The sequence below is a fragment of the Halorubrum ezzemoulense DSM 17463 genome, assembly GCF_002114285.1.
Taxonomy (GTDB): domain Archaea; phylum Halobacteriota; class Halobacteria; order Halobacteriales; family Haloferacaceae; genus Halorubrum; species Halorubrum ezzemoulense.
In genome coordinates this window covers 20,492-34,449 of sequence record NZ_NEDJ01000035.1, presented here as the reverse complement: position 1 = coordinate 34,449, position 13,958 = coordinate 20,492, and the positions used below count along the sequence as shown (strand labels likewise).

Sequence of the window (13,958 nt, the reverse complement as noted above, 5' to 3'; positions counted from 1 at the left end):
GGATAGCCCCGAGGCCGCGGTAGGCGACGTAAGCACCGCAGCGAGCGGAGCGACCCAAGAGCGCAACGAGCGTACCGCGGCCTCGCGGCTGGGGCTTTGGAGGTTGTCACCACCGATCCACCAGCAACTGCGTGTGAGATATCGACGTATTAGTCGCTCGCCTCGGCGGCCGTCTCGAAGACGACCCACTCGGGGTGGGCGTCGGGCTCGTCGGGGAGGTACGTCCCCTCAGTCCCGCACGCCGTGACGAGCCGACAGGTCGAGCGCTCGGGCGGCCAGACGACCTCGACGCGCTCGCCGCTGGCTCCCGCCTCGCTGCCCTCCGTCACCCGAACCGTCACCTCCTGCCGGTATGTGAACGTCGCGCCGGCGGGGTCGACGAGCGTCACGGTCACGGCGACCGCGTCGCCCTCGGGGTCGAACGGCACGGGGTCGCCCGCCTCGGGGTCGCCCGCGGCCGCCGCGCCGGGCAACCGGACGCCCTCTGGCGTCACCGCCCAGTCGACCGCGAGCGAGTCGCCGAGATCGCTCACCGTGTAGGAGACGTGGTCCGGACCGCCCGGAGCGCCCCGTCGCGGGTCGACGCGGACCTGCGCGCGGGCGACGCGGTCCGGCACGCCGACGGTCGTCTCGGCGTCGATCCGAGCGCCAGTGCGCCGGTCGAGCGGCTCCAGCTTCGGCGTGACGCGGGTCTCCGGATCCGCGGTCCAGACCCCCTGATAGCCGTAGCGGTACAGGGTGCGGTCCGGGTACGCGTCCAGCACCGCGAAGTTCTCGACCGGGTCGCGGTCGAGCGCGTACACGACCTCGCCGTCGAGCCCCGGCCCGTTCCGGAGGTACTGGAACGGGTGGTTCTGCCACTCGCCGTACGGCGTCGGCACGAAGACGAGCCCGTCCTCGAAGGTCGTCTCGTCGAACGGCGCGTACGCGGCCTCGTGTTTCGCGTCGACCGCGGCGTTCCGCTCGATCGGATCCGCGGCCGCGTCGACCGCGGCCACGCCCGCGACGACGACCGCGCTCGCGACGACGACCGCGAGGGCCACGCGGGCGACCGTCCCCGAGGCGCCGCGGGAGACGAGCCGGTCGCGGGCCGCGGACAGCGCCCGGGCGGCGGCGGCGACGGCCAGCCCGCCGAACACCGACAGCGGGACGAGCAGGTCGAAGTGATAGAACGGGCCGAACAGCGACGCGAGCCCGTCGGTCGGGTCCGAGAGGTCGGCGAGCGCGTTGTGCGTCCCCCAGAAGTAGAGGTTCCCGACGACGACAGAGACGGCGACGCCGACGAGCAGCGCCGTCGCTGTCCGTCGGAAGCCGGGCGTACCGGACGCGTCGTCGGCCGCCCGGTCGTAGAGGAGTCCGCGCGGATCGCCGGTCGCGCGCCACCCGCGGAGCGCGACCGCGCCGCCGACGAGCGCCGCGAGCGTTCCGAGCGGGCCGGCGGCGAACCAGCGGGTCGCGATCTCCCGGAGCGCGTACCCGTTCGACTCCAGCGCCAGCCCGAGCGTGTAGTCGACCGAGTGGCCGAGGATCCGGCGCTCGCCGAAGCCGGGGCCGTCCATCGGCGCGAACACCTGGTACGGGAACACGAGCGGGGACCCCGTCATCCGGGCGTTGTACGCGAGCGTGACGCCGACGAACAGGGTACCGAACAGCGCCGTCAGCCCGTGGCGGCGGACCGGGTCGGGGAGCCCGCGGACGCCGGCGTCGACCAACGCGCGCGGCGTCGACGCCGCGGACTCGGCGCCGAACCGCCGGGTCGCCGACGCGACGCGCCACAGCGCGTGACAGATGAACGGGGCGGCGAACAGCACCGCCGTGTACGGCCGCGCGAAGAAGGCGACCCCGATCGCGAGGCCCGCGACGCCCGCGGCCCGGAGGGACTCGTCCCGGACGCTCCGGAGGTACGCGACCGCGAAGACCAGGTTGAAGAGCGTCGTCGGCGCGTACGGAAGGAACGCCGAGGAGGTCGCGATCGCCATCGGCGACGCGGCGAAGAGGACGGCCGCGGCGAGGCCCGCCCGGCGACCGGCGGCCGCGGAGCCGAGCAGGTACACCAGTGCGGCGTTCCCGGCGGCGACGACCGCGAGAGTCACGCGCGGCTCGCCGAACAGGGCCATCGAGACGGCGAACGTCGCCGCGGGAACGGGGTTGTACTTCGGGTAGAGCCGCCCGCCGTCCTCGATGAAGAACCACGGGTGGACGGCATCGGCGAGCGAGCCGGCGTGGAACGCCAACTGACCGTCGAGGAGGAGGGCGGCCTGCGTGAGGTAGACGCCCTCGTCGTGGTTCGCCGAGTGGTGCGAGAAGACGGTGACGGCGACCGCGAACGTCAGGGCGCCGGCGGCGACGGCGACGAGCGCCGCGGCGAGGCTCACCCGGTCGGCGCGTTCGAGCCGCTGGCGGAGGTGGACGAGGAGCCGGCGGGGACGGAGCGACGGTGGGAGAACTGACACGGTCGGTGGAGTGAGGCTGTGAGCGTGACGGGCGCGCGGCGCGACGCGGCGGTGAGGCGGCGGCTCAGATCTGGACGCCGGCGTCGCGCATGAGGTCGATCGTCGGTTCGAGGTTGGACAGCTCCGAGAGGTCGATGTCCGGGACGTCGAGCTCGTCGATCGTCGGGAGGTCGCCGATCGGCTCGACCTCCGGAATCAGCGGGTACTCGAAGGTGGAGCGCGCGAAGTAGTCCTGCGCCTCCGCCGACAGCAGGTGGCGGACAAAGTTCGCGGCGAGGTCAGCGTTCGACGCGGTGTCGACGACCGCGGCGCCCGCGACGTTGAACACCGCGCCCGCGTCGCCCTGCGTGAAGGAGGTCGCGATCGGGGCCTCCGGGTTCCCGTCGAGCACGCGCTGGATGTAGTAGTGATTGGTGAACGCGGCGTCGATCTCGCCGTCGGCGATCTCCTGACACGCGCGGAACTCGTCCGGGTACGTCGCGGCGCCGCGCTCGACCATCGCTTCGAGCCACTCGCGGGTGGCCTCCTCGCCCTCCAGCAGCCGCATCGCGGTGACGAACGCCTGCGCGGAGCCGTACGACGGCGCCCAGCCGAGGTCGCCCTCGAACTCGTCGGGGTACGCCATGATGTCGTCCGGGAGCCCGTCTTCGGAGACCGACTCGGTGTTGTACGGGACCGTCCGGGCGCGCCCGGAGGTGCCGACCCACTGCTCGGTGTGGAACTCCCCCCGGACCTTCCCGGTCACGTCGTCGGGGAGCGCCTGCGTGCGTCCCGCGTCGGCGAGCGCGCCGAGCGAGCCAGCGTTCACCGAGTAGAACACGTCGGCCGGCGACCCCTCGCCCTCGTTGATGATCGCGTTCACGTGGTCGGTCGAGCTGTTGTACCGAACGGTCAGGTCGAGGTCGTCGTACAGGTCGTCGATGTAGCCGACGAGGTCGCCGACGAGGAACTCGCCGCGGCCGGAGTAGACGGTGAGTTCGCCCTCCAGCGCCGGCATCTCCGCCATCGGCGTCCCGCCGGGGGCGTCGCGCCCGGCGCGACCGGAACCGATCTGCCCGATCGCCGGTCCGCCGTCGCCGCCGTCGGAGCCGTCTTGATCGTCGCTCCCCGTACAGCCGGCGACCCCCGCGACGCCGACCGCGCCGGCCGCCGCGAGGAACTTCCGCCGTCGAACGTCGCGCCCGTCTCGTGCGTCGGATTCGTGGGTCGTCATGTGTTTTAGGCTTGCCTAAATGGTTTTAGTCGTGTCGGTTCAGTCGTCCGCGGGCGCCGGCGTCCGCCGGATCGCGTCGAGGCAGTCGAGCCAGTCGCGCATGTACTCGCCGCAGTGGTTGAGGAACGCGCCGTTGTTCCACTCGTCGAAGTCGCCCTCGGCGAGCGCGTCGGCCATCGCGTCGAAGACCGCCGCGTACGAGTCGGCGTCGGCGCCCGCCTCGTCGACGACCTCCCAGACGTGCTCGTTCAGCTCCAGCCCGGCCACCTCGTTCGCGAGGTCGTCGAACGTCGAGCGCGGGGCCTTGTTGTGTTCACAGAGCGGGTCGCCGTTGTAGATGCGCTTGCCGAGCACGTCGCAGGCGCGCTTTAAGAACAGCCCCGACCAGATGTCGTCGAACCGCCCCACGTCCCACTCGTTGTCGTCCATCGGCAGCTGGTAGAACGCCGGGATCACCTCGCGGCGGAACGCGAGGTTCATCGAGCAGACGGTGAGGTAGTTGCCGCGCGCGGCGACGAAGTCGCCGCCGAAGTCGTCGGCGGTCGTCCGCGTCTGCGCCTGGCCCTCTAGGTCGCCGTCCATCAGGATCCGGACCGCGTCGAGGTCGGGGACGTTCGTCCACAGCCCCTGCGAGGCGACAACCTCACCGGCCTCGACGTCGACCGCGTCGGTCTCGACGGTCTCGTCCATCGCCGAGTACGGGTAGCCGCGCGGGTAGAGGCCGTGCTCGTCGGCGTTGTCGTAGAGGACGTTCACCCAGTCCTCGTCGGAGCGCACGCGCTCGATTTCGCCGCCGAACGCGAGGTTCGCCATGTGTCGACCGAAGTAGTCGACGTCGTCGTGCGGGAGCGTGTCGTCGTCGATGAAGACGCCGTAGTCGAACGACTCGTCGGCCCACATGTACAGCAGGCCGAAGCTCGTCTCGGCGTGGCTCGCCGCCGGGACGACGTGGCCGTACTCCGCGACGCCGTTGGCCTCGTACCACTCCTCGCGGCGGCTGCCGTCGAACACCTCGCCGGAGACGTCGAGGTCGTCGAGCATCGCGCGCATCTCGTCGGTCTCGCAGAAGTCCTCGGTGACGAGGACGAAGTGGAGCCGCGAGACGTCGAACCCGTGCTCGCGGGCGTTGGCGACGTACGCGCGGAGGCACTCGTACTCTCTGATCGTCGGAACGATGACGCACATATCCGAGCCGTCGCCGCTCGGGGCGGTAGCCGTCATACGCGTTAGTTTTTAGGCTGGCCTAAAAGTTTAGCGGTCCGTCGTCGGCTGCGTCGCGGTCGCGTCGGGTTCCCGCTCCGACTCGTCGGGAGCGCGCGTCGGCGACAGGTCGAACGCGGCCGCGACGGCGCCGCCGCCGGCGAGCGTGACGGCGTTCTTCAGCGCGTGGTCGAGGGCCGCCGCGGCGAGCGCGACCTCGGCGGAGATCGGCGTCGCGGCGACGACGATCCCTGTGAACGCCGCCTCGTACAGCCCGATCCCGCCCTGCGAGAGCGGCAGCACCTTCGCGAGGTTCCCGGCCGAGACGGCAAGCGTCCCGACGACGGCGAGCGCGACCGGATCGACGGCCCCGCCGAACCCGCCCACGAGGGCCGCGAGGACGAAAACAGCGGTCGCGACGTCGAGCGCCCACACGACGCCGCTCGCGAGCGACACCCGAACGAGCGCGCCCGCGTCCGCGGCGACGACGCGGACGGCGGCGCCGAACCGGACCGCCGCGTCGACGGCTCGGGCGAGCCGGGATCCCGCAGCGCGATCGCGGAGGGCCGGACCGAACTGCCGGTCGCTCCGAGCGACGACGACGGTGAGCGCCGAGAGCAGCGCGGCCGCGATCGCAGTGCCCCCGGCGACGACGAGCACCCGACCGGAGCCGTCGGGCGCGACGACCCGCCCCCCGGCGAGGCGGACGGCGAGCGCGGCGCCGCCGAGCGCGCCGAGCGCGATCAGGTCGAAGGCGCGCTCGACCGCCAGCGATGCGACGCCGGTAGCGTAGGGGACCTCACGGCGGTCGTTCAGCAGGTACGCGCGCACCCCGTCGCCGGCCCGGGCGGGGACGATCAGGTTCGCGGTCTGGCTCGCGAACACGGTCGCCGTGAGGAACGCCGTGCGACACCGGTGTCCCATCGGCCCGAGCACGTCGCCGTACCGCCGGCCGCGGACGGGCCACGACGACAGGTACGCGACGAGCGCGGCGGCGACGTAGACCGGGTCCGCGGTCGCGACCGCGTCGACGACGGCGGCGAGGTCGAGGGTCCGCGTCAACACCGCGCCGCCGATCGCGAGGACGAGGACGGTTCCCGCGACCGCGAGCGACCCCCGAGGGACGCGCGCTCGGAGCCGGGAGAGGCGCTCGCGGAGTCGAGCGGCGGCGGTTCGCGGTCGCATACGATTATTTAGGTCGCCCTAAAGAACATAACGCTGGCGGTTCGCGGAGGCGAACCGGCGGGGCGGGCCGGACCCGGCGCGACGCAACACGTTTGTTCGCGGCAATCGAACAACTACGCATGAGCGCGAACGAGGCAGACGCCGGCGCTGCGACCGAGGACGTGCGGATGTGGCTCGTCGAGCGCACGTACTCCGACGACGAGCAGAACATGGTGATCCTCACGTACGCGACGCCGGACGGCGAGCGCTACTTCCGCAAGGAGCGCGCGCTCACCTCTTTCACGGACGTGCGCGACACCACGGCCGCCGTCGACGCGGCGCCGTCGAACGTCGGAGCCGTCGACGACCCCGACGACCGCGAGCGCTACGCCGCCGAGGCGACGCGGATGGCCCGCGTCCACGACCCCGACGACGTCATCTGAGCCGCACCGCGGACGGGCCGCGAGCGACCGGGCCGCACAGCCTTTTCACCGCCTGGGCCCAACGCCCGGCCGATGCGCGCCACTCTCGAAACGCTCGGCGTCGCCCTCCTCGTCGGCGCCGCGCAGGCCCTCCTCGGCGTCGTCGGCCTCGCCGGACTGTTCGCGCTGTCGACCCCCGTCGCCGTCGCTCCCTGGACGCTCGTCACGAGCGTGTACGCGCACGGCTCCGTCGGCCACCTGCTGGCGAACGCCCTCGCGCTGCTGCTCGTCGGGCCCCTGGTCGAGCGCCGGACGACCCGCGCCCGCTTCCACGCGTTCGTGGTCACGACGGGCGCGCTCGCGGGCCTCGCGCAGGTGACCCTCGGGAGCCTACTCGGCCCGCCGGTCGCCGTGTTGGGGATCAGCGGCGCGGTGTTCGCGCTCGGCGGCTACCTCCTCGCGGGAAACGTCGTGAGCGAGACGCTGTTCGACCGCCTGCGCCTCTCGCCGCGAGTCCAACTGGTCCTGTTCGGGCTCGTCGCCGTCGTCCTCACCGCGACGACGGCCGCGCCGGGCGTCGCGCTGATCGCGCACGCGACCGGGGCGTTCTGCGGGCTCGTCGCCGGACGCGTCGGCCTGCTCGACGCGCGGTGACCGGAACCGGACCGGACGGTGGGCGCGGGCCGCGATCGACGGCGCCGGGGCTAGGCGGTGTGAAAAACGAAAGGGGTGAAAGAGAAACGCCCTAGCGCTCAGTCTTCGAGAACGATCTCGATGCTGACGTCGTTCGGCACTTGGACGCGCATGAGCTGGCGGAGCGCGCGTTCGTCGGCGTCGATGTCGATCAGACGCTTGTGGACGCGCATCTCCCAGTGCTCCCACGTCGCCGTCCCCTCACCGTCCGGGGACTTGCGCGACGGGATCTCGAGCGTCTTCGTCGGCAGCGGGATCGGGCCCGACAGGGCGACTCCCGTCGAGTCCGCGATCTCGCGGACGTCGTCGCAGATGTCGTCGAGGTCCTCGGGGCTCGTGCCGGCGAGGCGGACGCGTGCCTGCTGCATCGATTATCGCTCGTTGACGTCCAGCACCTTGCCGGCCGCGATGGTCTGACCCATGTCGCGGATGGCGAAGCTGCCGAGTTCCGGAATCTCGCCGGACGGCTCGATGCTGAGCGGCTTCTGGGGACGCACGGTGACGACCGCCGCGTCGCCGGACTTGATGAAGTCCGGGTTCTCCTCGGCGACCTCACCGGACGAGGGGTCGATCTTCTGATCGATGGACTCGATCGTACAGGCGACCTGCGCCGTGTGGGCGTGGAAGACCGGGGTGTAGCCGGCCGTGATGACCGACGGGTGCTGCATGACGACGACCTGGGCCTGGAACGTCTCGGCGACGCTCGGCGGGTCGTCGGCCGGGCCACAGACGTCGCCGCGGCGGATGTCGTCCTTGCCGATGCCGCGGACGTTGAATCCGACGTTGTCGCCGGGCTCGGCCTTGGGCACCTCTTCGTGGTGCATCTCGACCGTCTTCACCTCGCCGCCCACGTCGGACGGCTGGAAGGAGACGTTGTCGCCGGTGTTGAGGATCCCGGTCTCGACGCGTCCCACGGGGACGGTCCCGATACCGGAGATGGTGTACACGTCCTGGATCGGCAGGCGGAGCGGCGCGTCCGTCGGCGGCTCGGCCTCCGGCAGGTCGTTGAGCGACTCCAGCAGGGTGGGGCCGTCGTACCACGAGGTGTTCTCGGACGCTTCGGCGACGTTGTCGCCCTCGAAGGCCGAGATCGGCACGAACGTGGTGTCGTCGGTCGCGAAGCGGACCTGGTTGAGCAGGTCCTCGACCTCGCTGATGACCTCCTTGTAGGAGTCCTCGCTGTAGTCGACGAGGTCCATCTTGTTGACGCCGATGATGAGCTCGTTGATCCCGAGCGTGCGGGCCAGGAACACGTGCTCGCGGGTCTGGGGCGCGACGCCGTCGTCGGCCGCGACGACGAGCACCGCGTTGTCGGCCTGCGAGGCGCCCGTGATCATGTTCTTCACGAAGTCACGGTGGCCCGGACAGTCGACGATGGTGAAGTAGTACTCGTCGGTGTCGAACTCCTGGTGGGCGATGTCGATCGTGACGCCGCGCTCGCGCTCCTCGGCGAGGTTGTCCATCACGTAGGCGAACTCGAAGCCGCCCTTGCCCTTCTCTTCGGCTTCCTCGCGGTGCTGCTCGATTACGTGCTCGGGGACGCTCCCCGTCTCGAAGCGGAGGCGACCCACGAGCGTACTCTTGCCGTGGTCGACGTGGCCGATAATGGCCCGGTTCTGGTGCGGTTTGTCACTCATGGGGTAATCACGCGCTAAGGCGCTCTGTGAGTAAGTTTCGGTTGATTCCACTAAAACGGTTTCGATACGGCCCACAGAGTATCGTGCCGCCGTCTTGCGATTCTCGACAACCCGGGGCACGCCACACGGCCGCACGGAGACCGTCGGTGGGCGAGTCGGGCGTCGGCTACTCCAGCCGGCCCACGTCGCCGAGGACCGCGCTCGCGGTCTCGGGGCCGCCTGCGCCGCGGCCGGAGATGTTGAGCCGGCCGGCGTGGGAGGTCTCGATCTGGACGATGTTCTGCGTCCCCGAGACCGCGAGCGTGCCGTTCTCGGGGACGAGCCGCGGCGCGACGCGGACGGTCTCGCCCGTCGCCTCGCCGATCAGCCGGACCGTCCGCCCGTCCTCGGCCGCGAGGCGGAGCGCGGAGCCGGGCACGTCGCGGATCCCCGAGACGTCGGCGTCTTCGAGCGTGAACTCCCGGGCGTCGGCGGGGTCGTCGACCGCGCCGAACGAGAGCACGTTTGCGAGGATGACGCACTTCAGCGCCGCGTCGGTGCCGTCCACGTCGAAGGAGGGGTCCGCCTCCGCGACGCCGAGGTCCTGCGCCTCCGCGAGCACGTGGTCGTAGTCCAGTCCCTCGGCGGCCATCCGCGTCAGGATGAAGTTCGCCGTCCCGTTGAGCACGCCCCGGACCGCCGTGACGTGGCCGGGCTCGATGTCCTCGACGGTCGACACTGCGGGGATCGCGCCACCCACGGTCGCCTCGAACCGGGTCTGGCCGTCGCTGTCGCCGACGGCCGCCCGCAGGTCGCCGTACCGCTCCGCGACGGGGCCCTTGTTCGCGAGGACCGCGTGGCGGTCGCGCTCTAAGGCGGTCGTCACGTGCGAGAAGCCCGGCTCGGCGTCGCCGAGCGTCGTCGGCGTCGCCTCCACGAGGACGTCGTAGTCGGCCGCCAGCGCGTCTGCCGGGTCGTCGTCGCCGACGATCCCCCGTTCCGCCTTCCGCGCCACGACCGCGTCGGGGTCGACGCCGACGGCCTCTCCGCCGGAACCGCCCGTCCCGTCCGCGACGATCGCGGTCGACGAGTCGGCGACCGCGACGACCTCGTGGCCGTGTTCGCCCGCCAACTCGACGACGGAGCGCCCGACGGCGCCCGCACCGATCACGGCGAGTCTCACGCCTCCACCCCCGTGAGTGGCTCAACGACGCGGAGGTCCTTCTCCGCGGCGAGGTCGCGGACCGCGGCGAGCGCCGCGTCCGTCTCGCCGGCCCGGGCTTCGAGCCGGAGCCGCGCGCTCGACACCTCCTCGGTGCCCTGCGGGGCCGCGAGCGACACGTCGGCGACCGACGCCGACTCGCAGGCCTCGATGCTCGAGAGCGTGTCGGAGAGGTCGGTGTCGATGAGGTGGCCGAAGAGGAGCAGCGTCACCTCCTCGGCGTACCGCTCCGTGCCGGCCTGCATCACGTTCACGCCCTCGCTACGGAGCGCGTCGACAATCTCCTCGAACCGGTCCGGCGTCGCCTCGAAGTCGACCTCGACCGGGATCCGGCCGCGGGGCGTCTTGTTCCCGCGCTCGTGGTAGATCGACAGGAGGTTCCCGCCGTTGTCGGCGATCGGGTGGAGCGCGGCGAGCAGCTGCCCGGGCTCGTCGACCAGCTCCAGCCTGACCGTGTGCGTCGAGACCGCCGTCGAGGCGTGGCCGCCGTCGGGCGACGCTCCCGAGTCGGGCTCGTCGACGCCCGCCTCCGCGTCGAGCGCGGCCTCCGGCGCCCCGTCGCGACGGTCGCTCACGGCGCCACCTCCGGCGCCGCGCCGCGCCCGGCTTCATCGCGGCCGGTCGAGTCCGGATCGCCCGTCCGCGGACGCGCTCCTGTCCCCGACGTGGAGCGGTCGCTCGGTGGCTCCGTCGCGGTGCGCCGGGGGGGAGTCGTGCCCGTCTGCATACCCGAACGGAGTCGGACGATCCGGTATAAGCCTTCGGCGCTGGCAGGCGTTGCCTCGCTTCCGTGCCTGTCAACGCGGCGCACGGTTCGGGGAGGTCTGCCGCGATCGACGGCGTCGGGGCTCTCAGCCGGAAGACGCGAGAGAGAAGTTGACCGCAGAGACCGCGGACCGCGTCGTCGACTTAGAAGTAGTCGATCGACTGCGGCAGTTCGAGCTTCATCCCCTTGCGCTCGCGGATCTCCATGATCTTCTCGCGCTGGAGATTATCGACGAGGACGCGGAAGCCCGCGTTCTCGGTGTTCCACGAGGCGCGGCCCTCGGTGGCCGAGCGGATGTCGGAGGAGAACCCGATCATCTCCTCGACGGGCGCGATGCCCTCGACGACCATGAGGTCGCCCTCCTGGTACATGTCGTCGACGCGGCCGCGACGACCCTGGATCTCGCCGGAGGCCGCGCCCATGTGTTCGCTGGGCACGTCGATCCGGACGTCCTGGATCGGTTCGAGCAGGCGGACCTCGCCGTCGATCAGCGAGCGGTGGACCGCGTCGCGGACCGCCGGGATGACCTGCGCCGGACCGCGGTGGATGGTGTCCTCGTGGAGCTTCGCGTCGTGGAGTCGGAACAGCGACCCCTGGACCGGCTCGGCGGCCAGCGGACCGTCGTCGAGCGCCTCCTGAAGCCCCTCCAAGACGAGCTCCATCGTCTCGTTGAGGTGCTGGATCCCCTTCGTGTCGTCGATGAGGATGTTGGTCCGGTGGATGTCCTCGACGTTCTGGGAGGTGTCCTTGTCCATGCCGGCCTCCTGTAGCGCCTCGCGGCGCTCCAGTTCGGGCATGTCCATCGAGACCTCGCCGAGCTGGATGGCGTCGACGATCTCCTGGTCCATCGGCTCGACGGTGATGTAGAACTTGTTGTGGCGGTTCGGCGACTGCCCCTCCACCTCGCGAGAGGACTCCTGGGGCTGCTCGCGGAACACGACGATCGGTTCGCCGGTGATGACCGGGATGCCCTGGTTGTCGCGAATCCGCTGGGTGATCACTTCGAGGTGGAGCTCACCCTGCCCGCTGATCAGGTGCTCGCCGGTGTCCTCGTTGATCTCGATCTGGATCGTCGGGTCCTCCTTGGCGACCTGCTGGAGCGTCTCGATGAGCTTCGGCAGGTCGTCCATGTTCTGCGCCTCGACGGACTTCGTGATGACCGGCTCGGAGATGTGTTCGATCGACTCGAACGGCGTCATCTCAACCGAGGAGACGGTGGAGCCGGCGATGGCGTCACGCAGTCCGGTGACGGACGCGATGTTCCCCGCCGGGACACGGTCCACCTCCTCGCGTTCGGACCCCATGAAGAGCCCCACGCTCTGGATGCGGTTCTTCCCGGCCGTGCCGGAGACGTACAGCTCCTGGCCCTTCTCCAGCGTGCCGGAGAAGACGCGGCCAGTCGCGATCTCGCCCGCGTGCGGGTCCATGGAGATGTCGGTAACCATGAAGACGACGTCGCCGTCCTCGTCGACCAGCTGCATCCCCTCGGCCAGCTCGGTGTCCGGGTCACCGCGCCAGATGCGCGGGACGCGGCGGGGCTGCGCGTCGACCGGGTTCGGGAAGTGTTCGCAGACCATGTCGAGCACGACGTCAGACAGCGGCGTCCGCTCGTGGAGCTCCTGCCGCTTGTCGTTCTGTTCGAGCTCCATGATGTCGCCGAAGTCCATGCCGGTCCGCTGCATCGAGGGCATCGAGACGCCCCACTTGTACAGCGCGGAGCCGAAGCCGACCGTGCCGTCCTCGACGGAGACGGTCCAGTCCTCGGGGATGTCGTCCATGTTCTCGGCCATCCCGCGGATGAGCTCGTTGACGTCGGCGATGACCGACATCAGCCGCTCTTGCATCTCCTGGGGCCCCTCCTGGAGCTCCGAGATGAGGCGGTCGACCTTGTTGATGAACAGCGTCGGCTTCACGCCCTCGCGGAGCGCCTGTCGGAGCACCGTCTCCGTCTGGGGCATCGCGCCCTCGACGGCGTCGACGACCACCAGCGCGCCGTCGACCGCGCGCATCGCGCGAGTGACGTCGCCCCCGAAGTCCACGTGGCCCGGGGTGTCGATGAGGTTGATGAGGTGGTTGGTGTCCTCGTACTCGTGGGTCATCGAGACGTTCGCCGCGTCGATGGTGATCCCGCGCTCCTGCTCGTCCTCCTTCGTGTCCATCGCGAGCTGCTCGCCCGCGGTGTCCTCGGAGATCATCCCGGCGCCCGCCAGCAGGTTGTCAGACAGCGTCGTCTTCCCGTGGTCGACGTGGGCGGCGATGGCGATGTTCCGGATGTGCTCCGGGTTGTCCATCAGCCGCTCACATTCCTGAACGATCTTCTTGCGTCGGCCCATTATACCGAGTGTTACCGAAAGGAGGGTCAAAAGGGTAGTGTTTCGTCGCGGCCGATTCGCCGGGGATCACCCCCGATCCCCGGCGATTTCGTGTCGCACAGTGTCACGGAACGACCGCCGCGGGCGCCCGGGTCGAGACCCCGGCGGAGCGGGCATCGGCGCGGTTTTAAGGGCCGACTCGGGAAACGGTGAGTATGAACGAGACGCTCTCACGGCTCGTCGACAGCGGCGTCGTCGCGGTGCTCCGCGGGGTGCCCGCCGACCAGCTCATCGAGATCGCGGAGGCGCTCCGCGAAGGCGGCGTCACCGCCGTCGAGATCACCGCCGACACGCCGAACGTCGCGGACCTCATCGACGAGGTGACCGCCTCCTTCGACGACGAGGTCGTCGTCGGCACCGGTACCGTCCTCGACAGCGAGACCGCCCGGACGACGCTGATGGCGGGCGCCGAGTTCGTCGTCTCGCCGAGCCTCCACGAGGACGTCATCGAGACGTGTAACCGCTACGGCGCGGTCAGCGCACCCGGCGTGATGACGCCGACGGAGGCGGTCCGCGGCTACGAGGCGGGCGCCGACTTCGTGAAGGTGTTCCCCGCGAAGACGGTCGGGCCGGCCCACCTCGGCGCGATGAAGGGGCCGCTCGGCCAGATTCCGATGATGCCGACCGGCGGCGTCAGCCCGGACAACGCCGCGGAGTACGTCGAGGCGGGCGCGTTCGCGGTCGGCGCGGGCGGCGCGCTCGTCGACTACGACGCCGCCGAGCGCGGCGACTACGAGGTCATCACCGAGACCGCCCGCGAGTTCACGCGGGTGGTCGAGGAAGCGCGCGGCGACTGAACCCCGAGGGTCCGGCGCGGTGAGGCCCGCTCGACCCGCG

The 13,958-nt window shown here is 70.9% G+C and carries 13 protein-coding genes; 3 read left to right on the top strand and 10 right to left on the bottom strand.

The features are described 5' to 3' along the window. Window positions 1-149: 149 nt before the first annotated feature. The 4 genes from B9H04_RS10730 to B9H04_RS10715 form a co-directional block, all read right to left on the bottom strand. Window positions 150-2,453 carry an ArnT family glycosyltransferase gene (locus B9H04_RS10730; protein ID WP_085682694.1) on the bottom strand — a complete coding sequence of 768 codons (2,304 nt, stop codon included), beginning with the start codon at window positions 2,451-2,453 and terminating at the stop codon, window positions 150-152. A gap of 64 nt (window positions 2,454-2,517) precedes the next feature. Continuing rightward, window positions 2,518-3,666: an extracellular solute-binding protein gene (locus tag B9H04_RS10725; RefSeq protein ID WP_049932273.1), complete on the bottom strand. Its 1,149-nt coding sequence runs from the start codon at window positions 3,664-3,666 to the stop codon at window positions 2,518-2,520. Between the two features lie 39 nt (window positions 3,667-3,705). Next, window positions 3,706-4,887: an alpha-1 4-glucan-protein synthase gene (locus tag B9H04_RS10720; protein WP_085682693.1), complete on the bottom strand. Its 1,182-nt coding sequence runs from the start codon at window positions 4,885-4,887 to the stop codon at window positions 3,706-3,708. Between the two features lie 30 nt (window positions 4,888-4,917). Beyond that, entirely contained in the window at window positions 4,918-6,051 is a 1,134-nt protein-coding gene (locus tag B9H04_RS10715; RefSeq protein WP_049932271.1) for a lysylphosphatidylglycerol synthase transmembrane domain-containing protein, read from the bottom strand. Between the two features lie 119 nt (window positions 6,052-6,170). Here B9H04_RS10715 and B9H04_RS10710 point away from each other — a divergent pair, with 119 nt between their 5' ends. Next, window positions 6,171-6,473 carry a hypothetical protein gene (locus B9H04_RS10710; protein ID WP_049932269.1) on the top strand — a complete coding sequence of 101 codons (303 nt, stop codon included), beginning with the start codon at window positions 6,171-6,173 and terminating at the stop codon, window positions 6,471-6,473. 72 nt (window positions 6,474-6,545) lie between these two features. Beyond that, window positions 6,546-7,106, top strand: a complete 561-nt coding sequence (locus B9H04_RS10705) for a rhomboid family intramembrane serine protease (RefSeq protein ID WP_049932268.1) — start codon at window positions 6,546-6,548, stop codon at window positions 7,104-7,106. Between the two features lie 98 nt (window positions 7,107-7,204). On the opposite strand, the gene rpsJ is transcribed toward B9H04_RS10705, so the two are convergent. The 6 genes from rpsJ to B9H04_RS10680 form a co-directional block, all read right to left on the bottom strand. Next, window positions 7,205-7,513: a 30S ribosomal protein S10 gene (gene rpsJ, locus B9H04_RS10700; protein ID WP_004048854.1), complete on the bottom strand. Its 309-nt coding sequence runs from the start codon at window positions 7,511-7,513 to the stop codon at window positions 7,205-7,207. A gap of 3 nt (window positions 7,514-7,516) precedes the next feature. After that, the gene (gene tuf, locus B9H04_RS10695) at window positions 7,517-8,782 is read right to left on the bottom strand and encodes a translation elongation factor EF-1 subunit alpha (protein WP_085682692.1); all 1,266 of its coding nucleotides are present in this window, start codon (window positions 8,780-8,782) and stop codon (window positions 7,517-7,519) included. Between the two features lie 166 nt (window positions 8,783-8,948). Beyond that, window positions 8,949-9,944: a homoserine dehydrogenase gene (locus B9H04_RS10690; RefSeq protein WP_085682691.1), complete on the bottom strand. Its 996-nt coding sequence runs from the start codon at window positions 9,942-9,944 to the stop codon at window positions 8,949-8,951. Continuing rightward, window positions 9,941-10,558 carry an amino acid-binding protein gene (locus B9H04_RS10685; RefSeq protein WP_049932264.1) on the bottom strand — a complete coding sequence of 206 codons (618 nt, stop codon included), beginning with the start codon at window positions 10,556-10,558 and terminating at the stop codon, window positions 9,941-9,943. Before B9H04_RS10685 ends, B9H04_RS10690 begins: the two co-directional genes overlap by 4 nt. Further along, window positions 10,555-10,710 carry a hypothetical protein gene (locus B9H04_RS18700; protein ID WP_155120042.1) on the bottom strand — a complete coding sequence of 52 codons (156 nt, stop codon included), beginning with the start codon at window positions 10,708-10,710 and terminating at the stop codon, window positions 10,555-10,557. Before B9H04_RS18700 ends, B9H04_RS10685 begins: the two co-directional genes overlap by 4 nt. Before the next feature lie 182 nt (window positions 10,711-10,892). Beyond that, window positions 10,893-13,082, bottom strand: a complete 2,190-nt coding sequence (locus B9H04_RS10680) for an elongation factor EF-2 (RefSeq protein WP_049932262.1) — start codon at window positions 13,080-13,082, stop codon at window positions 10,893-10,895. Between the two features lie 194 nt (window positions 13,083-13,276). On the opposite strand from B9H04_RS10680, the gene B9H04_RS10675 reads away from it, so the two are divergent. Continuing rightward, window positions 13,277-13,918 (top strand): bifunctional 4-hydroxy-2-oxoglutarate aldolase/2-dehydro-3-deoxy-phosphogluconate aldolase, encoded by a 642-nt coding sequence (locus B9H04_RS10675; protein WP_049932261.1) that lies wholly within the window; start codon window positions 13,277-13,279, stop codon window positions 13,916-13,918. The last annotated feature ends 40 nt before the right edge of the window (window positions 13,919-13,958 follow it).